Genomic DNA, 22,953 nt, shown 5'->3' with positions numbered 1-22,953 from the left:
CTGTTAAGATGGTTGATAAGCGACACTCATTAATATAAAACAAGCCCAAAAAACGCGGGGGTTTAGTCTCTTATCAACTCCATGCTGTCATTAGGAAAAACTATAATTATGAAAAACTATGTTTGATTACCGCATAGGCTTTGCGACTATGGTATTACTGTTAGTGGCATGCACAGATAATCAGCAAGAAAAAGGCAAGATTGTCATTAATAACAACAGCGATTACCCAATATCTGATGTTAAGGCCATATATACCAGTGCCAAAAGAGTGGATATGTTGGGTAGTCTGCCAGCCCATACTGCTTATAAGTATGAGATTCAATATACAGAGTTTGAAGACTCTATCACTATTGACTATACCGACTATGTACAAAGAACGCATTCAACCACTGGCGCCGCTTATGCTGCTCATTATGATAAGCAGCGCTATGTCGTAGATATTGGAGGGCAGTGATTGTTTGCTTGTGTAATGTAAGCGGCAGAAATAAAAAATAGGTAAGAAGTAAAGAGAATGCGTAGAGGCTCTGCTAACTACTCATAAGTCATTAAAGTAGAATAGCTCAAATGAATGGGGTATAAGTCATGTGATTTATACCCCATTCATTTTTTGCTTTGTTCGTTCTATTTTAAGACACAGCTTTTAGCGCTACTGTTGAAGCGTCCGCTTTGCTTGATAGCGGCTATAGTAATAAATCAACAGGCCGGGTATATATAAAAAAAGTGATAACAGCAAGTTGTCTACACCAGCAGCATAAATCAGCCAAACGCCATAGACACTCGCACCCAAACCGATGGCTTTGATGCTCCAGCGCTCTGACTGTGCAAATGAGACCTTGACCAAATAGGCTCCGACCAAAAAGTAAGGAATCAAAATCATCGAGGTAGAGATAATCACCAAGGTGTTATAACCCTCACCTGTCAAAAAGATCATCAATAAGCACAGCTGAACAGTAGCACTGGTCAGCAACAGCGAGGCAGTTGGTGTGCCTTGTGCGTTTTGCTTGGTAAAAATGCGCGGAAAGGCATTGTATTTGGCAGCAGTATACGGCACTTCTGCAGAGTAGAGAATCCAGCTCAGATAAGACGCCAACACCGAGACGATAAGTCCAATGCTGATGACCCATTTGCCCACGCTACCTGTCATTTGTGCCATGATGCCCGCCATAGATGGGTTGCTGAGAGCAGCCACATCAACACGGCTCATCACCCCAAGCGAGAGCAGGGTGATAGCGACATACAGCACCAATGCCAAAATCACGCCGATATAAGTGGCGCGTCCGATATCAGACCGTTTTTTGGCGCGCTGCGACAACACAATCGCCCCTTCGATACCGGTAAATACCCATAAGGTGATGAGCATCGTCCCTTTGACCTGCTCCATAAAGGGGGCTTCCAATGTGGTGCCCGCGCGGTCGGTGTTAAAGGTTTGCATATCAAAGGCATAATAGGCAAACACAATAAAGGCAATGAGCGGTAGACTCTTGGCTAGAGTGGCCAGCAGATTGATAAAGGCGGCTTGTTTGACGCCGCGCAGTACCAAATAATGCACCAACCATAAGATGATCGACTCGCCAATCAGTGCCCCAATCGTGTTGCCTTCACCAAACACAATACTGTTTGGCGTATCGACAAAGCTACCCAGCGCGGCAAAAGCCACCACCAAATAGCCCACCACCCCGATGGTGGCGCACAGCCAATAACCCCATGCCGAAAAGAAGCCCGCCAAATCGCCAAACCCTGTTTTGGCATAGGTATAAATACCACCGTCCAATTCAGGCTTGAGGCGTGATAAATGCAAAAAGCAGCCCGCGAGTAATAAAATACCCACGCCTGTGATGATCCATGCGGTGATGATGGCGTCCACACCTGCCACTTCGGCCATGTTTTGCGGTAGGCTAAAAATGCCCGCACCGACCATCGAGCTGAACACGATGGCGGTGAGCATGGTTAGCCCGATTTTTTGTCCATTTTGCATCGTGCTATCTCTATTTTGTCGAAGTACCTGTTGTCAAAGTACCTGTGAAATGCTGGCTCAATGCCTCGATGTGTTCGGGGCCAATACCGCAGCAGCCCCCGATTAGTGACGCGCCTTGGGCTTGCCATTTTTGTGCCCATACCAGATATGCAGGCGGCGTGAGATCATCACGCACTTCATCGAGACCATCATTTGCTGTGGCGTCTTTTGGCTGCGGCGGAAAGGCGTTGGCATAAGCGCCAAGCTTAATGTGCGTTGCATTCTTATCTTGCAAAGTGCTTTGCGCAACGTCTAGTGCTTGCTCAATCACCTCAGGCTGGCAGCAGTTGAATAGTATGGCTTCAACATTCAGATCTGCTAATGTCGCAACAGCCTCTTTTACCGTCTCGCCTGAGCGCAAGCGTGGCACATCAAGGTGCTCGCTGTCTTCTAAGGTAAAAGATACCCATAATGGTTTGTTATCTTTATCTAGCGTATCTAATAGCTCACGTACCGCGACGGATTCTGCAATCAGGCTTTGGGTTTCTGCCAGCCAAAAATCCACATGCGCACTCAAGCCTTTGATCAATGGGGTAGCGATATCTTCGACATGCTCAGCGTCAAACAGATCAGCGCGGTATGAACCAAATAGTGGCGGGATAGAGCCTGCTACCTTAGTCGCGCTCCCTTCCATTTCAACCGCTGCACGTGCCATCTCACCCGCTGACGCTGCCAATTCTTGAGCCTGATTGGCAAAGCGCTCATCGCCAATATGAAAAGGTACGAGAGCGTAGCTGTTGGTGGTGATGACCGCAGCACCGCTTTGAATAAAAGCGCGGTGTACGTCACGGACAATCTCGGGCGCCTCTATCATCGCGAGCGCCGACCACTCAGGCTGGCGAAATGGCGCGCCGCGTTTTGCTAATTCTCGGCCCATACCGCCGTCAATAATCGTAATGTTGTCAATTGACATAATAAATCCCTCTTTATCGTGAATAGATGTCTCTACTAAGGCTCTTTTTTGAGAAGTAGAATTATTGCAGGGGCGAAATACTAGGCGTAATGAAGGGCAGATGCAACCAAAAGTTTGGCAACACTGACAACTTATCACCTTTATTGTTTAATTCGATTATTGGCGTATCAATATCAGCCAACACTATAAGAAATTAGCCCAGTAATAGACGCTATCAGATTTCTGTTTTACTATCTCTCTTAGAATATTCATAAGAGTTTTATGGACTATAAATAGTCATCATTTGATATAAAAAGTCATGTAATGACAGATAGTGATTGATATCAACACCTTGGCTAAGCTCGACTATTCACGTTACTTTCACTTAACAACTGCACACATGTCAATCGTTGACAGCGTAACTTTAATCTAGGCATGATGTCAGTAGGTAATCCTTACTTCCATCGCGGTAATCGTTTTTATCACAACACTCAAAGGAGACTACTATGAAAGCAGCACGTTTTTATGACAAAGGTGACATCCGTATTGAAGACATTCCAGAGCCCACGGTAGCGGCAGGTACGGTCGGTATCGATGTGGCTTGGTGCGGTATTTGCGGCACAGATTTGCATGAGTTTATGGAAGGGCCGATTTTTATTCCGCCTTGTGGTCATCCGCATCCCATCTCAGGCGAGTCTGCACCCATCACGATGGGGCATGAGTTCTCAGGTGTGGTATACGAAGTCGGCGAGGGCGTTGATGACATCGAAGTCGGTCAGCATGTGGTGGTTGAGCCGTATATCATTGCTGATGATGTCTCCACTGCTGAGGGCGAAAACTACCATTTATCAAAGGATATGAATTTTATCGGTTTGGGCGGACGCGGCGGCGGGTTGTCTGAAAAAATCGCTGTAAAACGCCGCTGGGTACATCCTATTTTAAAAGAGATTCCACTGGATCAAGCGGCGTTAATTGAGCCACTATCTGTGGGCTATCATGCCTTTGTCCGTAGTGGCGCTAAGGCAGGCGATATCGCGTTGGTCGGCGGTGGTGGCCCCATTGGTTTATTATTGTCCTCGGTCTTAAAAGCCAAAGGTCTGACCGTCATACTTACGGAGCTGAGTGCCAAGCGCAAAGAAAAAGCCAAAGACAGCGGCGTTGCGGATTATATTTTAGATCCTACGGAAGTGGACTTGAACGCAGAAGTGATGAAAATCACGGACAATCGCGGTGCGGACGTGGCGTTTGAATGCACCAGTGTCAATGCAGTGCTCGACTCGCTAGTCGAGCTGACCAAGCCTGCTGGCGTGGTGGTGATTGTCTCTATCTGGAGTCATCCAGCGTCAGTCAATGTCCATAGCGTGGTGATGAAAGAGTTGGATATTCGTGGCACCATTGGCTATGTCAACAATCACAAAGATACCATTAAATTGGTCGAAGACGGTTTGGTCAATCTTGAGCCTTTTATCACACAGCGCATTGCGTTGGATGATTTGATTTCAAAAGGATTTGAAACGCTCATTCACAACAATGAATCTGCGGTAAAAATCATTGTAAACCCAAACTTATAAGCAGTTAGGCCAGTAGATTCTTGCTTGCAGAGTAGCTGTCAGGAACTAAAAAGCGTCAACCTATTAAGGTGGCGCTTTTTTTTGATTTTTTTAAAAATAGTTTTTGCAATACGCATATCGTGAAAGTGGATAAATGCTATAGTCCAGAATAGCTATTCTTTACGGAGTTCAAATGTCAGAGTATTTTGCCAAAATCAACTGGGCTAGAGATAGCAGTGAAAGTTACGTTGATAACAAATATAGCCGAGGGCACGAATGGATTTTTGATGGTGGTGTCATCATTCAAGCCTCATCTTCTCCTCACGTTGTTCCCTTGCCTTATTCTGTTGAAGAAAATGTAGATCCCGAAGAAGCTTTTGTTGCCTCTCTTTCCAGTTGTCACATGTTATTCTTTTTATCTATTGCAGCAAAAAGAAAATATGTGATTGATTCATACGTAGACAATGCTGTGGGTACTATGGAAAAAGACAGCGATGGTAAAATTTCAATGACTAAAGTCATCCTAAAACCACATGTTAAATTTTCGGGTGATAAGCAGCCGACCATGGAGCAGCTTGAAAAAATGCATCATCAAGCGCATGAGCAATGTTTTATCGCTAACTCGGTTAAAACTGAAGTTGTTACGGAAATTGTAGTCTAACAAGCTGTGATTTTTGGCTATTTTAATTACTTGTTTACAAAGGTAGTTATTAGTGAAATTATTGGAGTATTTAATAGACCTCTTGCATAAGTCGTCGCTAGCCCCAGCCGCTTCGTTGGCAGAGTTCAGTAAATTGGTACTTTTACAAGAGGTATAATATAGGTCGTTTTGTGGTGTTATAAATTACAAAATTGGTGTTCAATAAGCTATTAAACTTTAATTAATTTTTGAGTTAAGCGAGAGGAAATAAATTTGAGTGTTCAATATGATAAGAAGCTGAGTGAAATCAACTTAATTGAAGAAATCACATTACCATTTCGGGTTTTTCCTGAGGGTGAAAAATCAGATGCCTTAGATGATTTTTTCATCAGAACTTCTGGATGGGTAAGTTATATTTGTGAAGTACTAGTTTTTAGTCATGTTGCGAACGAAATAAATATTGAAAATACTTCTATTCTTCCGCAAGTAAAAAGTCCTGATATAGGTGGCAAAGGTTTACCGTTGATTTTACCTAATATATCTATATCTAACAGTAATGATGAGATTTCTGGCAATCTGATAAAAAACCTTTATAGACACTCATTATCACAACTAGTTTCAAATTATGAGAAGTTTTTAAATGAACTAACAAGGGATATATTTATAAGAAATCATCATCTACTAGCCGTAGATGAAAAACAACTAACTACTAAAGAAATATTTGAACTGGGTAATATCGATAAGATTCGAAATGTACTTATTGGAAAGAAAGTAATGGATCAAGCTATGAGTGCCTATCCAAAGCGTGTAGAACAATTCCAAAAGATTTTTTATGTCGGTATTCACTCTAAAAAATCTCCAGTTTCAGTTGCTGAGCTTCATGATTTAATAGAAGTAAGAAATGTAATTCAACACAACGATGGTCATGCATCTCCACAGTATTTTAAAAGAATGGCTGGTTATGGAGACTATAGGCTCTTACTACCTTTAAGTTACTCTACCCCTACAGTTGATTTCAAATGGTTGCTTTCTTTTGCTCAAAAAATGCTGCACTTAGCAGAATATATTGATATAGAAGTTGCTAATAAATGGGTGACCACTAGAAACAAATAAAGAAATCTAAACGCCAGTTATCAAGGTATTGGCATGAATTCCACTGTCAAGTTGAACTAACTTGTCCTTACCTAAATCTCTACGCTATAATCACTTATACTCGAATTAAAGCGAGTTAATATATAGACTAAAGCAAGTAATGTCTTCATTCTATGTTCGTGGTTCAATTACGATTATTCTATCGGAGAGGGCTTACCGTGCGGGCTTGAGCGCAGATATTGTTTAGGCGCTTTTACTTTTGCGCCAAGCTCTGCCGCAGCATGCCAAGGCCAATGCGGGTTGTAAAGTATGCCGCGTGCTAATGCAACCGCATCCGCTTGCTGCTCAGTAATGATGCTTTGCGCTTGTTGGGCTTCGGTTATTAAACCCACTGCGATTACTGGTATATGTACCGCTTCTTTTATTGCTGTTGCAAAAGGAACTTGAAAGTTAGCTGCCACAGGGATTTGCTGCTGTGGGCTAAGTCCTGCGGTGCTCACATGAATATAATCACAGCCTAATGCCTCTAATGCTTTAGCCAGCTCGATCGTTTGTGTGAGATCCCAGCCGCCCTCAACCCAATCGGTTGCAGAAACACGCACACCCACTGGTTTTTCACTTGGAAATTCAGCTCGAACCGCTGTAAATACCTCAAGTAACAAGCGCATTCTGTTCTCAAGGTTGCCGCCGTATTTATCCTCACGTTTATTAGAAAGTGGCGATAAAAACTGATGTAATAGATAACCGTGAGCACCGTGAAGTTCAATTAGGTCAAGGCCCAGCGCATTTGCGCGTTTTGCCGCATTCACAAAATCGCTTATTAGTGCATCAATGTCATTTTGATCCATTGTTTTGGGTACATGAGAATTTTCATCATACCCAAGCGCCGACGGTGCAACCGTTTGCCAGCCATTTAACTGATCAGGAGCAATCGCACCGCCGCCGTCCCATGGTTTTTCGGTTGACGCTTTACGCCCCGCATGGGCAAGTTGTACGCCTATCGGCATCGGGCTGTACTGTCTGATTGCGGTTAGCGTTTTATCCAGTGCTGTTTGTGTCCTTTCATCCCATAATCCTAAATCAGCATAGCTAATACGTCCTTGTGGATTGACCGCAGTCGCTTCTAAAATAAGTAGTCCTGCGCCGCTCAAACTCATTTGGCCTAAATGGATCGTATGCCAATCGCTTGCCGCGCCATCATTTGCAGAGTACTGACACATGGGTGCGATGATAATACGGTTATCTAATGTTAGTTGCCCAAGTTTCAAAGGCGAGAAAAGTTGGCTCATGGTGAATCCTCAAAAAACGCGCCTAGCTTAAAGGCACGGAAAATGACAGGCAAAAGCGATATAAATGGCTTATATGGCTTATATGATTACCGCTTGAATAGTTGATGGGGATGAATCGTTATTTTTATACGGCACATTTAAGTATAGGGCATTACGTTTAGTCCTAAGCATTTAATCTCTTATACTCGCCACAAAGTGTTTTAAAGGCTGCTCGATTTTTTGCTTGATGTGGGTATCGGCATCTCCTATCAGGCGGTATTGATAGCTGGGTAACATAGGAAAGCCTTCGTCTTTTCCGAGCAGCTCAAGATTGGCAGTACGACTTATGAAGTCTTTACTCAATAACCCTATGCCAAATCCTGCATGAATGGCCGCCACTTGGTGCTGTAAATGGCTCGCCAAATAACTAAAATAGTAACGTTTGCCGCTGTCGTTTAAGGTATATTCTATAATATGCCGCACAAAACAACCATTATGCGCGGAGACGATGGGCAGTTTATCTAATTCATCAAAAGACACCTTTTGGTTGCTGGCCCAGCCAAAAGACTGAAGATCTTCTGAAGTATCGACCGTTAATTTTATAATGCCATATGACAGTCTGCCGCTTGCGACCATGTCTTGAATACTATGAGAAAAGTCACAGATGACGCGAACTCGGCTATCTATGAGTTCGGTCACCATTTGTTGTACGGCTAGCTGTACTGGCATCGGACAGTCTCAAAAGCTACTACTGATAAGTAAGCTTGTAGAGCAGGACAAACGATTAAGCAAGCAGAAGCTGTGCAACCTGTTTGGTATAGTGAGAAGTAGTTACTACTATGGCATCCAGACTAAGCCCATTGATGTTGAGCGTGTCAAACTCAAAGCTTTGATACGTCAGGTATTCAACGAATCAAAGCAGTCAGCAGGCACTCGCACCATTATCTCCATGCTGTGGAATGAGCATAGCATTAGGTTGACGCGCTACTTAGCCGCTAAGCTTATGAAGCAAATGGGTTTGGTCAGTTGCCAGCTTAAGTCTCACAAGTACAAGCACGCTGATCAAGCGCATAAAACCCATGATAATATATTAGACCGCAGGTTTAGCCCAGATGCGCCTAATCAAGTTTGGACAGGTGATGTGACTTATATTCGTATCAAAGGTGGCTGGTGTTACTTAGCGGTTGTTCTAGACCTGTTTGCTCGACGTGTGGGACGCTACTTCAACAAAAATCTCTTATTAGTTGACCACTACAATATTTGATTGCAATAATCCATAGCCGTCAATTCTTCAGCATAAGCTGGATTGAGCGTTGTGAGTGATATAGCGATAACCATTAAGAATGGTTTTCACAACTAGCACCCCTCTCTATCGGTTGACTTGGTAACTACCATCGTATTGTCTAGCCCGCTACAAGCATGAATTACAGAACCATCATTGGTGCAAAACTTAACCATAGATCGAAGCTCTGTGTCCACAATAGGTATGACCTTATAATTTCCGCTAGATAAAATAGCTTCTGCCATTGTTGCTTGTTGCGTTACGCAGGTTGAGAAGTCCATGTCGCTATTTTTACTTTCAACCACACTGTCATCTTCTGGAATATCAGGCTCAGCAATAGGCTCAGGCTCAGATTCAACAACGGGTTCAGGCTCAGATTCAACAACGGGTTCAGGCTCAGATTCAACAACGGGTTCAGGCTCTACAACCGCCACCACTTCTTCCGTCTCTGTGATAACTTCGCTTTCTTCTAAGCTTTGTTCGCTAGTATCAGGCTCAGCCTCTATTGCAGGTTCATTACCTGTTCCACATGCTGATAGCAATACCACTAACCCAAAGCCCAGCAATAACTTTTTCATGTCTTTTGTCCAGTCGATTAAAGCCCAACTATAACCGATTAGTAACAAGCGAGCAATTAAACACTGGCAATAAAAAAGCCCTACAATGATGTAAGGCTTGATCAATAAAAGTAGTAATGTCTACTCATCAAAATCTATGTGATAGTTTTCATTGAAATCAGGATGATTAAGATTAACCTTTTCAAAAAAACTATCTTTATCTTCAGATACCTTCATTAAAGTCACGATAGAAGCTAAATGCTCCCTAAGCTTAGGGTGGCCTACATCGCTAGTTAGCGTTTGATGTAGTCTAGCGCTCTTTTTACCTGTCTTATTGGCTTGCTTTTTAAGCTCTGGCAGTATCTCTGGAGCCAATTTTTTATAGACCACTATAGTCTAAGCAACAGATCGTGCTAGCTAATATATAAATTGCTCTCAATCATGTTTTTCATATACAGCAGACGCGGTGCAATGTCTTCTTCTAGTTTGGTGTCTTTAGACAACCAAGTGCAGCAAGCGCTAGACAACAATAGAAAAGGTTACTATCAAACCAAGCACTTCACGCAAGGACTGGCGTGGGAGATGTATCCTTTGCCGACGACATTGCAAATGCTCGTTGCGGGCAATTCAACAGAAACCATCTTAAACCCTCAGCCCATACAAGTGAATGAGCCACCGATGCCTGGGCTAAATAATGTGTGGGTCAATAAAACCGGATCGACCAATGGCTTTGGCGCTTATATTGCTTATATGCCTGCTAAAAAAACAGGTATTGTCATTTTAGCCAACAAAAACTATCCCAATATTGAACGGGTTAAAGCCGCTTATACGATTTTGGCTAAAACACCTACAACAAATCAGTAGCAGTATAGGTAGTAGGGGTATTATTTAGTGGTTAAGTCTTTCAGAATAAATAAACCCTTGTAGCGTAGTGCTTACAAGGGTTTTTTATGGTATTGGTGTTTAAGCCCTTATAGACATTAACCCGTATTGCGTAAACCTGCTGCTAAGGCATTGATACTACGGATTAATGGGTCTTCAACGTCGATATTGTTCTTGATACTTTCATGGTTTTGCGCATCGCCTTGTTGTCTGGCACGTTTTAACAGCTCGATTTGGATATAGTTAATGGGGTCTAAATACGCATTTCGCCATTGCAGCGAAGCGGCAAGATTTTGCTGATTTGATAATAACGATGTTTGCTCAAGTAAAGCATTCAGGCCTGAATAAGTCAGTTCGTGCTCTTCGATGACCGCTTTCATAATCTTGTCACGTAATGCTTCATCGTCGCATAATTGGCTGTAGGCCTGAGCAATGCTCATCTCAGATTTGGTAAATGCCATCTCGATATTGCTAATAAATACGCTAAAAAACGGCCAATGAGCATTCATCTCTTTCATCAAATCTTCATCTGCTTTCACACTATGCAAAGCGCTGCCGACACCATACCACGCAGGTAACGTAAAGCGTGCCAATGACCAACCAAACACCCAAGGAATCGCTCGCAAGGTGGTTTTGCTTGGCAAGCCTTTTTTGCGATGTGATGGACGTGAGCCAATGTTTAATAAAGAGATTTCCTGTACAGGAGTGACCTGTGAGTAAAATTGATAAAATCCTTCTGTATGGTCGGTAAGCTTGCGATAACGCTGCTCGCCTGCATCTGCCAAACGCGCAAAGAGCGACTCATAATGCGGCAGCTCCGCAGGTTGTACCACAAACCTTGATGAGCAGGCTTTTAGCGTACCTGTGATACCCATGGTCAGCTCAAACACCGCGGTATCGGTGTTGGCGTATTTGGCATAAAGCACTTCGCCTTGCTCCGTCACTTTAATCTGACCGTGTAGCGTCCCCGCTGGCTGGGCGGCAATGGCATTATGCGTCGAGCCACCGCCACGACTGACAGAGCCGCCACGCCCATGGAACAAGCGTGTTTTGATACCATACTTTTCTGCAATACGATCAATGGTTTGTTGCGCACTATAGAGCTGCCATGCAGACGTGATAATCCCGCCATCTTTTGATGAGTCTGAATAACCCAGCATGATTTCTTGTGTGTTATCTGAATGCTTCAGCAACCCTCGATACAGAGGATTGTCTAAAACGGCAGGTAAAATTTGATCGATATTTTTCAGGTCTTCAATCGTCTCAAACAACGGCGCGACGGGTAAGTCGGCAGACAATCGCCCCTCGTCATCAACTCTACATAAGCCTGCAAACCGCATAAGCAGTAAAACTTCTAATATCTGACTGGCGTTATTGGTCATCGAAATAACATAACTGCCAAAGGTGTCTTGTCCTACCAGTTTGCGCAATGTCGCCACAGAGTTCATTAATGCTAATTGTTCGCGGGTTTTATCCGTCAAATTGTCAGTATAAATGAGCGGTGTACCGGATTTTCCGAGCAAGCGCGTCAGCCATTCTTGCCGCTCTGTTTCGCTCAGCGCTTGATAGTCTGGCAAATTTGAGGCACTAGCAAAAATATCCGCAATCACTTCGCTATGATAGGACGACTCTTGGCGAATATCGAGGGCAGCCAGATGAAAGCCACAGGTTTTTACCAGACGAATCATATCGAGCAACAATCCTTCGCCATGCGTGGTGTCATGAGTATTGACACTTTGACGAATGATGCGCAAATCTGCTAGCAGTTCTTGCGGGTTGGCATAAGCGTCTTTTTTGGCTTTGCTGTCATCACCTTTGCTTTGAATCAGTTGATTGGTAGCTTTGACTTTATTCAGAATTAAAGAGAGCAAACGGCGATAAGGCTCGTTGCCATAATCATCAAAATTGTAATCAAACACTTGTCTGTCGAGTTCAGCATAATGGCTGATTTTGGCATACACTTCAGGGGCAATCGTAACGATGGTATCGCTATGAATCAGCTGGCGGCGCAGTTTCTTTAGCAGTACTTGGTAGTGACGTAGTACGGTATCGGCATGCATGAGAACGGCAAGCTCTGTGGTCTCAAATGTCACAAAGGGATTGCCATCTCTATCGCCACCGATCCAAGACCCAAAGCTCATAAAAGCAGGTAAGGGGTAGTCGGTCAATTCTGGGTAGATATCGACAATGGCGGCTTTCATATTACGATAAACTTTGGGAATGGCATTAAATAAGCTGGCGTTAAAGTAATGCAGACCGTTATTTATCTCATCATAAACCAGCGGCTTACGGGTACGCACCTCATCCGATGACCACAGTAAATCAATGGTTTGCGCCGTCTGCTCTTTTGCTTGTTCGTACGAAAAGCTGTTTTCATCAAAGTTATTTAGCGCATCACCATGGGTAAATAGACTTTGTAAGATATTCATGGTCGTACGTCGGCGCGCTTCGGTGGGATGGGCGGTAAAGACAGGGATGAATTTTAATTGATCGATGAGTTCCTGCATTTGTGCAGGCTCAATATTGCGTTCACGGCACTCCAGTAAGGTGCGACGAAACGATCCTTCCCAGCTTTGCTCAGATTGCGCGCGCAATGCCTGACGTTGCTCTCGAAAGTAGTTTTCTTCACTAAGATTGGCTAAGAAAAAATAAATAGAAAAGCTGCGGATGACGTTTTTTAGTGTTTGATTGTCTAAAGAGGCAATAAAATCGATGAGTTGCTGCTTATACGCTTCATTAGGCTCACGGCGCTGCTGGATGAACCCTTTTCGCAGGGTTTCAATAGTATTGATGGTCTGTTCCCCAGTCTGGCGCGCAATTGCATCACCGAGGAAGGACGCCAGTAAGCTGATGCGTTCCCGTAATACGTCGTTATCTATAATCATCCTTGGCCCTCTTGTTAAATTGGTTAGCAAAATAGTTGTGTTGTCTTTCTTAATAAAATAGAGCGTTTATTGGATGGCGTCAAGATATAGTCAATCTACTATAAAATGAATTTAGTACTGCTAAAATGATTTTCGTAGCCTCTGTCTGCGAAGGTATAGTCATAGACACAGCAAGCAAGAAAAATTTATACCCGTTCAGCGTTGCAATATAATGGTTCTGTTTTATTGAGAATCGACTATAACTCGTGATCTTGATAACTTGTGATTCTAATAACCCGTGATCTGAATAATAAATGTGATGAAATAAATGATAAGAGAACTTAAAACTTTTGTAGCCGTTTGCGAGTTAGACAGTTTTGCGGCGGCGGCGCGCCATATCAACCTTACTCAATCTGCGGTCAGTGCGCAAATTAAAACCTTAGAGGACAATTTAGGTTTGGCTCTGTTTACCCGCTCCGCTAGAGCCATTACCCTCAACCCGCAAGGCACCCGCATACTGCCTATTGCCAAAGAAATTTTGGCACTTTATGCGACCATGCAACTGCCTTCAGATACCGACATTGCTAGCTACTACGGTCAGCTTAGAATTGGCGCTATCAACTCAGTGCAGGTGGGTATTCTCCCAGAGGCTCTAAAAGCCATTACTTTATTAGCCCCCTTAATGCAGACAGAAATTATCCCAGGGCGCTCTATAGAGCTATTCGAGCAGCTGGAAATAGGCAGTATAGATGCCGCCATAACCATACAGCCCGCTTTTGCGTTGCCCAAAGATATCGTAACCCAGTCTATTATGACGGAACCTTATGTACTGATTAGCCCCAAAAAATGGCCTTTTTATAGTCTCAGACAAACGCTCGAACAACATCCCTTTATCCATTACAGCCTACAGTCCTCAGCGGGCGCAAAGTTAAGCAGGTTCTTCAAGCAACAAGACATCAAGGTCAATACCATCATGGAGATTAATGATCTGGATGCCATTGTTAGGATGGTCGAATCGGGTTTGGGGGTGGCTTTGATTCCTTACGCGGGATTATGGATTAGAAGTACAGCGCCAGTGCAAATCCACCATTTGGGGGATAACAGCTTAGTTCGAGAGGTCGTGCTCGCTTATCGTTATGCGGATCGCCAGCAGCCACAGATCAATGCCTTAAAGCAAGTGCTGGGACTGTGAGTTATGCAGATTGTTTATTTTAAGGCATCTATACTTTACTGAGAATAGGCATTTATTTGTGCTATTGGCGCTAAGATCCACGCAGATATAGCGCAACCTTAGCTATGATAATTTTGATTGAGCACTAAAATTTTTGGGTCTGAGAGCGGAATATTTGCGTTTTTCTTGCGCACTATTCTCGGTTACGATGGGTCTGCTTTTTAGCAACGCCTAATGTAACTGTACAGATATGACGCTTTTATCCCTTTAATTTCACTCATTCTCAAGAAGCCCTAAAATCATGACACATACCGATAGCCTGACCAACGACACAATCTTTACGCGTATCGAAAAAGATTTATTGGGTGAACAAGCCGTTCCCGCTACTGCTTTATATGGTATTCAGACGCAACGAGCGTATCAGAATTTTAATATTACCGGCGTGCCTATCAGTCATTTTCCTGATTTGATCAAAGCATTGGCGATGGTAAAACATGTTGCTGCCAAAGCCAATTACCAACATGGCCTGCTTAGTGATGATAAAGTCAATGCCATCACCGATGCCTGTGCGGATCTTATTGACGGCGAGCATCATGAAGCGTTTATTGTTGATCTTATTCAAGGTGGGGCTGGCACGTCAACCAACATGAATGCCAACGAAGTGATTGCCAATATTGGTTTGGCTAAGATGGGTTTTGAGTATGGTGAGTATGAGCACTTACATCCCAATAATGACGTCAATCGCTCTCAATCGACCAACGATGTGTATCCCACTGCTGCTCGCTTAGCGATTGTCTTTGCCGCACAGCCGTTGATGGCTGCTATCACTAAGTTACAGCACAGCTTGGCGGCCAAAGGTGAGGCGTTCAGTGATGTGTTAAAAATGGGCCGTACTCAGCTGCAAGATGCGGTGCCGATGACATTGGGACAAGAGTTTAATGCCTTTGCCAGTGATTTGGGCGGTGAGACTGCTCGTATAGAACACACGTGTCTCCAGTTATGTGAAGTGAATTTAGGCGGTACAGCTATTGGTACAGGCATCAATGCGCCTAGAGGTTACGCGCATTTGGCCATCAGTGAACTGGCGACGGTCAGTGGTTTGCCAGTCAGGCTTGCAGAAGATCTTGTGGCCGCAAGTGCCGATATGGGGGCCTTTATTACCTTTTCAGGGTCACTAAAGCGTTTGGCAATCAAACTCTCCAAACTCAGCAATGATCTGCGCTTACTCTCTAGTGGTCCGCGCACGGGTCTGGGTGAAATCAATCTGCCAGCTATGCAGCCGGGCTCCTCAATTATGCCGGGTAAGGTCAACCCTGTGATTCCTGAAGCGATGAACCAGACGGCTTTTCAAGTCATGGGCACCGATTTGACCGTGACCATGGCGGCAGAAGCAGGGCAGTTGCAGTTAAATGCCATGGAACCCTTGATTATCTATAATTTGCTTAACAATGCGCGTATGTTAGAAAAATCCATTCGCATGCTGGATGAGCTATGTATTCAGGGCATCACTGCTAACAAAGAACGCTGTGCGCAGCATGTAGAAAACAGCATTGGTATTGTGACGGCATTGGTGCCACACATCGGTTATGACAATGCCAGCCGTATCGCAGGCCACGCTTTATTGAGCGGTTTGGGCGTCTCCGAATTGGTCAGACAAGAAAAACTGCTCAGTGATGAAGAGCTTGCGGCGATTTTATCACCAAATACCATGGTGAATAACGTTTAGGTCCGATCGATGCGGTTGTATGAAGACATGCCCTAGGGCGTGTCTTTATTTTTTATCACCGTTTTTAAAATGAGAACACGGCCTAACCATCATAAGCCATCATATAGTTGATTCAATTCAAAAGTGTTACAAGGCAACCGAGTGCAGATGTATATGTAATACTTCAAGCGAGGTTAACGCTGTCACTCTTTTATAGTGGATTGACTATAGGTTTCGTAATTGTTCAATCAACCAACGATGTATACCACTATCACTGGTGCGCGGGTGCCATGCTGCTATGACTTTAAATGTAGGTGGTAATGCCTCAATCCTAAGCTCTTTAACCTTGTTGCTCGGCAACAACCGTGAAGGATAAAAAGCAATCATGTCAGTGGTGTGCAAAATATCTGGTACTGCTGAAAAGCTAGGAACTGACATGACAATATTTCGTTTTAGACCCTTTTCTGCAAACCACTGGTCATGAGAGCCTCGTAAATTAGCACGCGAAGGTGATACCACCAGCTGCGGGTAAGCGGCAACTTGTGCCAGTGTTAATACTTCTGTTGCCAACGTATTTTCACAACCAGTGACGCATAAATGTTGTTCTTCAAACAGAGTAACATAGGATAAATTATCGGGAATAAACTCGGGAAAGGTAATCAGTAAATCAAGCTCGCCTGCCGCAATCAGTTGATTGATATTGTCTGAGGCAAAATCGCGGACGATTAATTTCAAATCTGGTGCGTCGCGGCGCGTGATGTTAAACAATTGCGGCAATAATGCTTGCGTTGCATAATCGGTCGCGCTAATCGTAAATACGCCTTTATATGTTTGCGGCGTAAAAATATCCGGCTCTAACAGCACTTCTAACTGTTTCAATATATGGTTAATAGGCTGTTGCATCGATAACGCTTTTGGCGTTGCCACCATGCTATTGCCTTGGCGAATAAATAAGCGATCATCAAACAACTCACGTAATTTACGCAATTGCTCGCTGATGGCTTGTTGGGTCAAGCCCATTTTGCGCGCAACTTGTGAGAGATTTTTTAGATCAAGTAGCGCCTGTAAAACTCTGAGTTGCTTAATATCGAGTCGATTCATACCATTCATTATGCATACCATTAATAATTGTATATTAAACAATAAGTAGTTGTTTCTAGTTGTACCCATAAAACTCTATGCTTATCGATATTGCTTAAGCTGGCAATTGAACCTAACCGCCGTTCAATTGGCTCAAATAATAAGTCTATCCGTTTGCATTAAAAGAGAGTGTTATGAAACAACCTATTCCAAATACAAGTACATTATTTTCTTCTATAAAGCTTGGGCGGTATACGCTCAAAAACCGTATCGTCATGCCACCGTTGACACGCTCTCGTAGCACGCAACCTGACAATATTCCTAATGATTTAATGGCAAGCTATTATGCACAGCGTGCTACCGCAGGTTTTATGGTCACTGAGGGTACGCAGATTGAGCCAAGAGGTCAAGGTTATGCATGGACGCCAGGCATCCATTCGCAAACACAAATTGCAGGCTGGAAAAAAGTCACACACGCGGTACATAATAAAGGCAGTATTATTTTTGCCCAGTTATGGCATGTTGGGCGTGTGTCGCATACCAGCTTGCAGCCAGAAGGTGCTCAGCCTGTCGGGCCATCAGCGATTACTGCTGACAATGTCAAAGTATTTATCGAAACAGGCCCAGGCGAAGGCGCGTTAGCCGACCCAAGTGAACCACGTGCACTCAGCACTGATGAGGTTGGCGAGCTGGTAACGATGTATGCCCAAGCTGCGCGCAATGCACTGGAGGCGGGTTTTGATGGGGTAGAGTTGCATTGTGCCAATGGTTATCTGGTGAATCAGTTTATCTCCGAGCATAGCAACACACGTGATGATCAATATGGTGGTTCACTAACCAATCGTCTGCGTTTCTTAAAGGAAGTGGTGGCGGCTGTCAGTGAGGTGGTCGGTGCGGATCGTTTAGGAGTGCGTTTTGCGCCTTTATTTGCGAGTACGGATGAGACTCGTGTGTACTTAGGACTGGTAGAGTCAGATCCTCATCATACTTATATTGAAGCGATTAAAGTACTCGAACAAGCAGGTATTGCTTACTTATCCATTGCAGAGGCCGATTGGGACAATGCACCTGATTTACCAGAGCCTTTTTATCAAGCAGTCAGAGCTGAGTTTTCAGGCCGTATTATTTATGCAGGAAAATATACAGTAGAAAAATCAGTCAAAGTTTTAGCCAAAGGCTATGGTGATTTATTTGCTTTTGGGCGTCCTTTTATTGCCAATCCCGATTTGCCTGAACGCATTGCCAATAATTGGCCGCTCAATGAGGCAGATCCTGCCACGATGTACGGTGGTACTGAACTCGGCTATAGTGATTATCCTCGCTATGGCGAATAGTTTTGACAGCAAATAGTAAACAAAATAAGGTCATCTAAGGCCTTATTTTTATTTATAAATTTGGGATGTGTTGAACCTTCATGATTAGCCCCAATGATAAAAGCGAGGAGTTAGTGCCATGATCGAATGCTCTACAGCACCTAATGACTGCTCATGTCACGACTCTATTTAACCCATTTATTATTAGGAATAAAAAATGCAGCCTCAAACAATAAAAGCCATTGGTTATAAAGACAATCTCGCCATCGATAATGAGCACGCCTTACAAGACATTACTCTTGATAAACCGACTGCCTCAGGTCATGACATTCTGGTAGAAGTGAAAGCAATATCCGTCAATCCGGTCGATTATAAAATCCGTCAATCGCGTCCCGCACCAGAGGGTGAGTATGCGGTCATTGGTTGGGATGCTGCTGGTATCGTGACAGAAGTTGGCGAAGAGGTCAGCCTATTTTCAGTAGGAGATAAGGTCTATTATGCAGGTGATTTAACCCGTTCAGGTAGCAACGCTGAGTATCAGCTGGTTGATGAGCGTATCGTTGGGCGTATGCCAGCATCGTTGTCTTTTGCTGAAGCAGCTGCACTACCATTGACGACCATCACCGCTTGGGAGATGTTGTTTGATCGTTTACAAGTGCCTGTCTCTGATAGCTCATTAGGTGAGAGCGCTAATGATGTCTCAGTATTGGTGATTGGCGCGGCAGGTGGGGTGGGTTCAATATTAACTCAGTTATTAAAAAAACGAACCTCTGCCACGATTATCGGCACAGCTTCAAGAGAAGAGAGCGTGCAGTGGTTGAAGGATTTGGGCGCAGATCATGTCATTAATCATCACAATCCATTGCATGGTGAGCTACAAAAGACAGGCATCACTGAAGTAGATTACGTGATCAGTCTCAATAATACCGAAGATCATTATGAAGAAATCATTAAATGCTTGAAGCCACAAGGTAAACTTGGACTCATTGATGATCCAAAATCATTAGATGCCAATCTTCTTAAAACTAAGTGCTTAAGCCTGCACTGGGAATTTATGTTTACGCGTTCTATGTTCCATACACCAGATATGATTGAACAGCATCGTTTGTTGACGGATGTCGCAAAAATGATTGATGCTGGCGTGATTAAAACCACAGTTGCGTATCATCTTGGCACAATCACGGCTGAGCATGTGCGTATTGCGCACCACATGCTAGAAAACCAGCAAGCGCATGGCAAGATTGTCTTAGAAGGCTGGCCTACTTAAAACTTCTAGCTTTATGAAGTATAGTTCTAAAACCAAAATAGAAAATCACTCTCGCTTAAACAGTCAGGGTGATTTTTTGTGTTTAAGTGGCCATTAAGCGTAGTGATTTTATATTAAGCAATCATTACCGCAAAACTGAAGGATTAGTTAGACATTGAGAGAACAGACAGGCTATTTTTTAGTTTCGGTGATATAAATTCTAAAAAAACTTTTATTTTTTGTGGTGAGTATTTACGTGTCTTATGAAGCAAATGTACGGGGATTTCATCAGGTTCAAATTCATTTAGTATGATTTTAAGATCATCTTTGTCTATAGCACCTTTCACTTGGTAATGTAATTGTTGAGTGATGCCCACACCATTTATCGCAGCTTTAACCGCGGAATCACTATCATTAACCGTCAGTCTGGGTACAATATCTATATGAGTTGTTAACCCAGAATCAGGAAGGTTGTAGCGCCAATAAGGAATGGTCATTGCAGTATTTAATGAGATGCAAGAGAGCCGAGTTAAATCATTAGGTGATTCAACTTTACGATGTTCCGCCAAAAACTGTTGGCTGGCACAAGTCACGATTCGCATACTTCCTACTTGAGTCGCTATCATTGTACTATCCGGCAACTTGCCTATTCTAATCGCCATATCTACGTCATCTTCGAAGAGATTGATATTTTTATCCGATAATAAGAGTTGCACGTTGATACTTGAGTACAAAGATAAAAACTCAATAATGATGGGCAGCACGTACAATCTGCCAAACATAACAGGCGCAGTTATTACTAAATCGCCTCTTGGCTCCGAATACTCTCCTTTTGCCTTACTTTCTGCCTCTTCAACCTGCTCCAGTATCTTTTTACAAGCCTCTATATAGTCGTAACCAGAATCTGTTAAAGATAGTTTTCTAGTGGTTCTGTGCAACAGACGCACGCCAAGTTGGTTTTCAAGGTCAGATACCTTTCTACTTAAGGTTGGCAACGGTACATTCAAAATTTTGCTCGCAGCAGAAAAACTGCCAACCTCTGCTACTTTGATTAACATAGACATTGCTTGTAATCGATCCATAATTATCTCATTTATTGAAAATATCATTACCAAATTTACCGTATTATCTTTTAAATGGCAAAGTGACATACTGGTCATGTCAAAATAAATATGGGACATACCTTATGAGCACCTCATCTGAAGCAAATTCACAGAGTGCGCTTGCCTACGATCACGTTGGTATTAGAGTCAGTGATAGGCAAGAAGCGATTACGTTTTATGAGCGTCTTGGATTCAGAGAAACCTATCGCATACCTGAAGGTGAGGCCAATGAAATGGTCACGCCAGCTGGTGTGCGGATTAATCTAATCTTCAATGGCGCAAAGATAAAAGATCGAAAGAACCTTCTACTTGATGAAATGATTAAAAGACCAGGTATCACCCATCCTGCATTCATTATTCAGGATATAAAGGAGTTTCAAAACTGGCTATTTAGAGAAGGGATAGAGATAACAGAGGGACCTAAGAACCTAGGTCCGAGAAGAATTGCTTTATTCATCCGTGATCCAGATGGCAATGTGCTCGAATTCAATCAACTACTGTCTGAGGAGACAAACCATGAAGCTATATGATTTAGATGTGTCAGGAAACTGTTATAAAGTCAGGCTATTTGCATCATTTATCGATATTCCTTTAACAATTGTGCCTGTTGATTTCTTGCAAGGCGAACATAAAGAAGAGGCCTTGCTCCAATTAAATCCTTGGGGAGAGATACCCATTTTAGAAGATGGGGATATCGTGCTAAGAGATTCACAAGCCATCTTGGTATATTTAGCCAATAAATATGGCGGCGGCGCGTGGTGGCCTAGCGAAGCGCATCTGCAAGCTGATGTGATGCAGTGGTTGTCTGTCGCTTCTAACGAGATAAAACATGGTCCAGGCGCAGCGCGCTTGATTAAGAAATTTGGTGTGGATATCGATAAAACTCAAGCGTTAGAGCGTGCACATAAAACATTAGCATTAATCGACAATCACCTTGGTAAATACAATTGGTTGGCCGCCAACCGTCCTACTATTGCCGATTGCGCCGTTTATCCTTATATTTCAGTAGCATATGAAGGAAATGTCATCATAGATAAGTATAGTAACATTAAGACGTGGATGGAGCGCTTTCAGGAACTGCCGGGCTATATCTCGATGCCTGGAAACTAGGACGTGTCTTCATTCAGACGACTATCGATTGAATTAAAAACATGCCCTAATAGGCATCAATAAAAATTGATGCTTAGATATAAAAATTTGGCTAGTTCCTTGGCTTGTTTGCCTTGTGAATTAGCCAAAAGGTTTACTGCCATATCTTATCAAGCACATTGAACCAATTCTTTGACGTGATTTTTTCAATAAGCGCATCAGAGAAGTGTCGTTGTTGCATCCGCTCAATCAGCCTAGAGATTTGACTGATATCTGATAACTCATCAGGTAATAGACAACCATCAAAATCAGAGCCAAAACCAACATTATCTTCGCCCAAATGGTCAATCAGATAATCTAAATGATCGACAATCACATCAAGGGATGTTTGTGTGTTGCGTTGCCCATCAGCACGCAGAAAAGCAACATCGAAATTCACACCAACCATACCACCGCTTTGTTTGATAGCAGCCAGTTGGCGATCGGTCAGGTTTCTCGCTTGCGCACACAAAGCATGGGCGTTGGAATGTGTCGCGACAACGGGTTGATTAATAATCTCTAGCGTATCCCAAAAAGCACGTTCATTCATATGAGACACATCGATTAGCATCTGCTTTTCACGACACTTCAGAATGAGGTCTTTCCCTTGGCTTGTAAGACCTGCTCCCGTATCTGGAGAATGCGGAAAGGGTGCATTTAAGCCATCACCAAAAAGACTTTTTCTATTCCACAGTGGGCCAATACTTCTGAGTCCAGCGTCATAAAACACATCCAATAATTCTGGCTCAATGGCCAAAAATTCAGCACCTTCAAGGTGAAGAATGATGGCCAATTGCTGATTCTGCTTGCAAGCTTGTATTTGATCTAAAGAAGTGCAAATTTGAATCTGACCGTCTGATCGTTCTTGTAATTGCTTTGCAAGTGCCAATTGCGCACAGCAAATATCGACGATTTCTTGGGGAGTAAAGTCTGAATGTGAGGGATTAGCTAATTTGTCAGGATGATTGTTCTTCACATATGCGTAAGGTGGCAGGAAAATAGAAAACAATCCTCCCATCCAACCCGCTTGTCGGCAGCGCTTTAAATCCAAATGTCCCGGTAGCGCGCCATAAATAAAATCGTGCACGGGATTTTCTGCTGCACTCAGCCAAAGGCGGGTCAACAGATCATTATGTCCATCAAAGATCACAGGCTGAGTATTCATG

The 22,953-nt window shown here is 43.3% G+C and carries 21 protein-coding genes and 1 pseudogene; 12 read left to right on the top strand and 10 right to left on the bottom strand.

The annotated features are described in order from the left end of the window. Positions 1 to 118: 118 nt before the first annotated feature. Positions 119 to 454 (top strand): hypothetical protein, encoded by a 336-nt coding sequence (locus JMY02_RS04245; RefSeq protein WP_201595521.1) that lies wholly within the window; start codon positions 119 to 121, stop codon positions 452 to 454. 192 nt (positions 455 to 646) lie between these two features. On the opposite strand, the gene JMY02_RS04240 is transcribed toward JMY02_RS04245, so the two are convergent. Together JMY02_RS04240 and JMY02_RS04235 are read right to left on the bottom strand one after the other, a co-directional pair. Further along, positions 647 to 1,975 carry a basic amino acid/polyamine antiporter gene (locus JMY02_RS04240; RefSeq protein ID WP_201595518.1) on the bottom strand — a complete coding sequence of 443 codons (1,329 nt, stop codon included), beginning with the start codon at positions 1,973 to 1,975 and terminating at the stop codon, positions 647 to 649. Between the two features lie 10 nt (positions 1,976 to 1,985). Continuing rightward, complete coding sequence (locus JMY02_RS04235; protein WP_265087949.1) at positions 1,986 to 2,912, bottom strand: homocysteine S-methyltransferase family protein; 927 nt, start codon at positions 2,910 to 2,912, stop codon at positions 1,986 to 1,988. A gap of 500 nt (positions 2,913 to 3,412) precedes the next feature. Here JMY02_RS04235 and JMY02_RS04230 point away from each other — a divergent pair, with 500 nt between their 5' ends. The 3 genes from JMY02_RS04230 to JMY02_RS04220 all read left to right on the top strand — a co-directional run bounded on the left by JMY02_RS04230 (position 3,413) and on the right by JMY02_RS04220 (position 6,209). Continuing rightward, a complete protein-coding gene (locus JMY02_RS04230; RefSeq protein WP_201595512.1) occupies positions 3,413 to 4,477 on the top strand; it encodes a 2,3-butanediol dehydrogenase in 1,065 nt (354 codons plus the stop codon). A 172-nt stretch (positions 4,478 to 4,649) separates the two neighbouring features. After that, positions 4,650 to 5,117 (top strand): OsmC family protein, encoded by a 468-nt coding sequence (locus tag JMY02_RS04225; RefSeq protein ID WP_201595509.1) that lies wholly within the window; start codon positions 4,650 to 4,652, stop codon positions 5,115 to 5,117. Positions 5,118 to 5,369: 252 nt separating this feature from the next. Next, positions 5,370 to 6,209, top strand: a complete 840-nt coding sequence (locus JMY02_RS04220) for a hypothetical protein (RefSeq protein WP_201595506.1) — start codon at positions 5,370 to 5,372, stop codon at positions 6,207 to 6,209. Between the two features lie 173 nt (positions 6,210 to 6,382). Here JMY02_RS04220 and JMY02_RS04215 read toward each other — a convergent pair whose 3' ends face one another. Then, a complete protein-coding gene (locus JMY02_RS04215) occupies positions 6,383 to 7,477 on the bottom strand; it encodes an NADH:flavin oxidoreductase/NADH oxidase (RefSeq protein ID WP_201595503.1) in 1,095 nt (364 codons plus the stop codon). 171 nt (positions 7,478 to 7,648) lie between these two features. Next, a complete protein-coding gene (locus tag JMY02_RS04210) occupies positions 7,649 to 8,185 on the bottom strand; it encodes a type 2 periplasmic-binding domain-containing protein (RefSeq protein WP_201595499.1) in 537 nt (178 codons plus the stop codon). Between JMY02_RS04210 and JMY02_RS04205 the strand changes: the two genes are divergently transcribed. Further along, positions 8,142 to 8,720: a DDE-type integrase/transposase/recombinase gene (locus JMY02_RS04205; protein ID WP_201595496.1), complete on the top strand. Its 579-nt coding sequence runs from the start codon at positions 8,142 to 8,144 to the stop codon at positions 8,718 to 8,720. The genes JMY02_RS04210 and JMY02_RS04205 overlap by 44 nt on opposite strands. 92 nt (positions 8,721 to 8,812) lie before the next feature. Here JMY02_RS04205 and JMY02_RS04200 read toward each other — a convergent pair whose 3' ends face one another. Together JMY02_RS04200 and JMY02_RS04195 are read right to left on the bottom strand one after the other, a co-directional pair. After that, entirely contained in the window at positions 8,813 to 9,316 is a 504-nt protein-coding gene (locus tag JMY02_RS04200) for a hypothetical protein (protein WP_201595494.1), read from the bottom strand. 120 nt (positions 9,317 to 9,436) lie between these two features. Next, complete coding sequence (locus JMY02_RS04195) at positions 9,437 to 9,685, bottom strand: P63C domain-containing protein (protein WP_227678409.1); 249 nt, start codon at positions 9,683 to 9,685, stop codon at positions 9,437 to 9,439. Positions 9,686 to 9,769: 84 nt separating this feature from the next. Between JMY02_RS04195 and JMY02_RS04190 the strand changes: the two are divergent. Beyond that, a pseudogene (locus tag JMY02_RS04190) lies at positions 9,770 to 10,159 on the top strand (serine hydrolase); the annotation flags it as partial. A gap of 116 nt (positions 10,160 to 10,275) precedes the next feature. On the opposite strand, the gene ppc reads toward JMY02_RS04190, so the two are convergent. Beyond that, positions 10,276 to 13,062 (bottom strand): phosphoenolpyruvate carboxylase, encoded by a 2,787-nt coding sequence (gene ppc, locus JMY02_RS04185; RefSeq protein ID WP_201595486.1) that lies wholly within the window; start codon positions 13,060 to 13,062, stop codon positions 10,276 to 10,278. A gap of 307 nt (positions 13,063 to 13,369) precedes the next feature. Here ppc and JMY02_RS04180 point away from each other — a divergent pair, with 307 nt between their 5' ends. Both JMY02_RS04180 and JMY02_RS04175 read left to right on the top strand, forming a co-directional pair. Next, positions 13,370 to 14,233, top strand: a complete 864-nt coding sequence (locus JMY02_RS04180; protein ID WP_201595483.1) for a LysR substrate-binding domain-containing protein — start codon at positions 13,370 to 13,372, stop codon at positions 14,231 to 14,233. Between the two features lie 280 nt (positions 14,234 to 14,513). After that, complete coding sequence (locus tag JMY02_RS04175; RefSeq protein WP_201595481.1) at positions 14,514 to 15,938, top strand: aspartate ammonia-lyase; 1,425 nt, start codon at positions 14,514 to 14,516, stop codon at positions 15,936 to 15,938. Between the two features lie 204 nt (positions 15,939 to 16,142). Here JMY02_RS04175 and JMY02_RS04170 read toward each other — a convergent pair whose 3' ends face one another. After that, positions 16,143 to 17,018, bottom strand: a complete 876-nt coding sequence (locus JMY02_RS04170) for a LysR family transcriptional regulator (protein ID WP_265087947.1) — start codon at positions 17,016 to 17,018, stop codon at positions 16,143 to 16,145. Between the two features lie 173 nt (positions 17,019 to 17,191). Between JMY02_RS04170 and JMY02_RS04165 the strand changes: the two genes are divergently transcribed. Together JMY02_RS04165 and JMY02_RS04160 are read left to right on the top strand one after the other, a co-directional pair. Continuing rightward, positions 17,192 to 18,331: an alkene reductase gene (locus JMY02_RS04165; RefSeq protein ID WP_201595475.1), complete on the top strand. Its 1,140-nt coding sequence runs from the start codon at positions 17,192 to 17,194 to the stop codon at positions 18,329 to 18,331. A 211-nt stretch (positions 18,332 to 18,542) separates the two neighbouring features. Continuing rightward, the gene (locus tag JMY02_RS04160; RefSeq protein WP_201595693.1) at positions 18,543 to 19,577 is read left to right on the top strand and encodes a zinc-binding alcohol dehydrogenase family protein; all 1,035 of its coding nucleotides are present in this window, start codon (positions 18,543 to 18,545) and stop codon (positions 19,575 to 19,577) included. A 143-nt stretch (positions 19,578 to 19,720) separates the two neighbouring features. Here the strand turns inward: JMY02_RS04160 and JMY02_RS04155 are convergent, their stop codons facing one another. Beyond that, positions 19,721 to 20,638, bottom strand: coding sequence for a LysR family transcriptional regulator (locus JMY02_RS04155; protein WP_201595472.1), 918 nt, complete (start codon positions 20,636 to 20,638; stop codon positions 19,721 to 19,723). A gap of 104 nt (positions 20,639 to 20,742) precedes the next feature. Here JMY02_RS04155 and JMY02_RS04150 point away from each other — a divergent pair, with 104 nt between their 5' ends. Next, positions 20,743 to 21,189, top strand: a complete 447-nt coding sequence (locus JMY02_RS04150) for a VOC family protein (protein ID WP_201595469.1) — start codon at positions 20,743 to 20,745, stop codon at positions 21,187 to 21,189. Beyond that, the gene (locus JMY02_RS04145; protein ID WP_201595467.1) at positions 21,176 to 21,769 is read left to right on the top strand and encodes a glutathione S-transferase family protein; all 594 of its coding nucleotides are present in this window, start codon (positions 21,176 to 21,178) and stop codon (positions 21,767 to 21,769) included. Before JMY02_RS04150 ends, JMY02_RS04145 begins: the two co-directional genes overlap by 14 nt. A 133-nt stretch (positions 21,770 to 21,902) precedes the next feature. Here the strand turns inward: JMY02_RS04145 and JMY02_RS04140 are convergent, their stop codons facing one another. Beyond that, the gene (locus JMY02_RS04140) at positions 21,903 to 22,952 is read right to left on the bottom strand and encodes a dipeptidase (RefSeq protein WP_201595464.1); all 1,050 of its coding nucleotides are present in this window, start codon (positions 22,950 to 22,952) and stop codon (positions 21,903 to 21,905) included. Between the last annotated feature and the right edge of the window lies 1 nt (position 22,953).

The sequence above is a fragment of the Psychrobacter vallis genome (genome assembly GCF_904846715.1).
GTDB classification, from domain to species: Bacteria; Pseudomonadota; Gammaproteobacteria; order Pseudomonadales; family Moraxellaceae; genus Psychrobacter; species Psychrobacter vallis.
The sequence above is the reverse complement of the archived record's forward strand: the minus strand, read 5'-3'. Positions and strand labels throughout refer to the sequence as shown.

Excerpts from the sequence above, each read along its gene's own strand:
- JMY02_RS04145 (WP_201595467.1), top strand. The coding sequence starts at position 21,176 with ATGAAGCTATATGATTTAGATGTGTCAGGAAACTGTTATAAAGTCAGG.
- JMY02_RS04140 (WP_201595464.1), bottom strand. The coding sequence starts at position 22,952 with ATGAATACTCAGCCTGTGATCTTTGATGGACATAATGATCTGTTGACC.
- JMY02_RS04230 (WP_201595512.1), top strand. The coding sequence starts at position 3,413 with ATGAAAGCAGCACGTTTTTATGACAAAGGTGACATCCGTATTGAAGAC.
- JMY02_RS04155 (WP_201595472.1), bottom strand. The coding sequence starts at position 20,638 with ATGGATCGATTACAAGCAATGTCTATGTTAATCAAAGTAGCAGAGGTT.
- JMY02_RS04150 (WP_201595469.1), top strand. The coding sequence starts at position 20,743 with ATGAGCACCTCATCTGAAGCAAATTCACAGAGTGCGCTTGCCTACGAT.
- JMY02_RS04165 (WP_201595475.1), top strand. The coding sequence starts at position 17,192 with ATGAAACAACCTATTCCAAATACAAGTACATTATTTTCTTCTATAAAG.
- ppc (WP_201595486.1), bottom strand. The coding sequence starts at position 13,062 with ATGATTATAGATAACGACGTATTACGGGAACGCATCAGCTTACTGGCG.
- JMY02_RS04240 (WP_201595518.1), bottom strand. The coding sequence starts at position 1,975 with ATGCAAAATGGACAAAAAATCGGGCTAACCATGCTCACCGCCATCGTG.
- JMY02_RS04205 (WP_201595496.1), top strand. The coding sequence starts at position 8,142 with ATGAGTTCGGTCACCATTTGTTGTACGGCTAGCTGTACTGGCATCGGA.
- JMY02_RS04175 (WP_201595481.1), top strand. The coding sequence starts at position 14,514 with ATGACACATACCGATAGCCTGACCAACGACACAATCTTTACGCGTATC.
- JMY02_RS04180 (WP_201595483.1), top strand. The coding sequence starts at position 13,370 with ATGATAAGAGAACTTAAAACTTTTGTAGCCGTTTGCGAGTTAGACAGT.
- JMY02_RS04210 (WP_201595499.1), bottom strand. The coding sequence starts at position 8,185 with ATGCCAGTACAGCTAGCCGTACAACAAATGGTGACCGAACTCATAGAT.
- JMY02_RS04225 (WP_201595509.1), top strand. The coding sequence starts at position 4,650 with ATGTCAGAGTATTTTGCCAAAATCAACTGGGCTAGAGATAGCAGTGAA.
- JMY02_RS04200 (WP_201595494.1), bottom strand. The coding sequence starts at position 9,316 with ATGAAAAAGTTATTGCTGGGCTTTGGGTTAGTGGTATTGCTATCAGCA.
- JMY02_RS04245 (WP_201595521.1), top strand. The coding sequence starts at position 119 with ATGTTTGATTACCGCATAGGCTTTGCGACTATGGTATTACTGTTAGTG.
- JMY02_RS04170 (WP_265087947.1), bottom strand. The coding sequence starts at position 17,018 with ATGAATCGACTCGATATTAAGCAACTCAGAGTTTTACAGGCGCTACTT.
- JMY02_RS04215 (WP_201595503.1), bottom strand. The coding sequence starts at position 7,477 with ATGAGCCAACTTTTCTCGCCTTTGAAACTTGGGCAACTAACATTAGAT.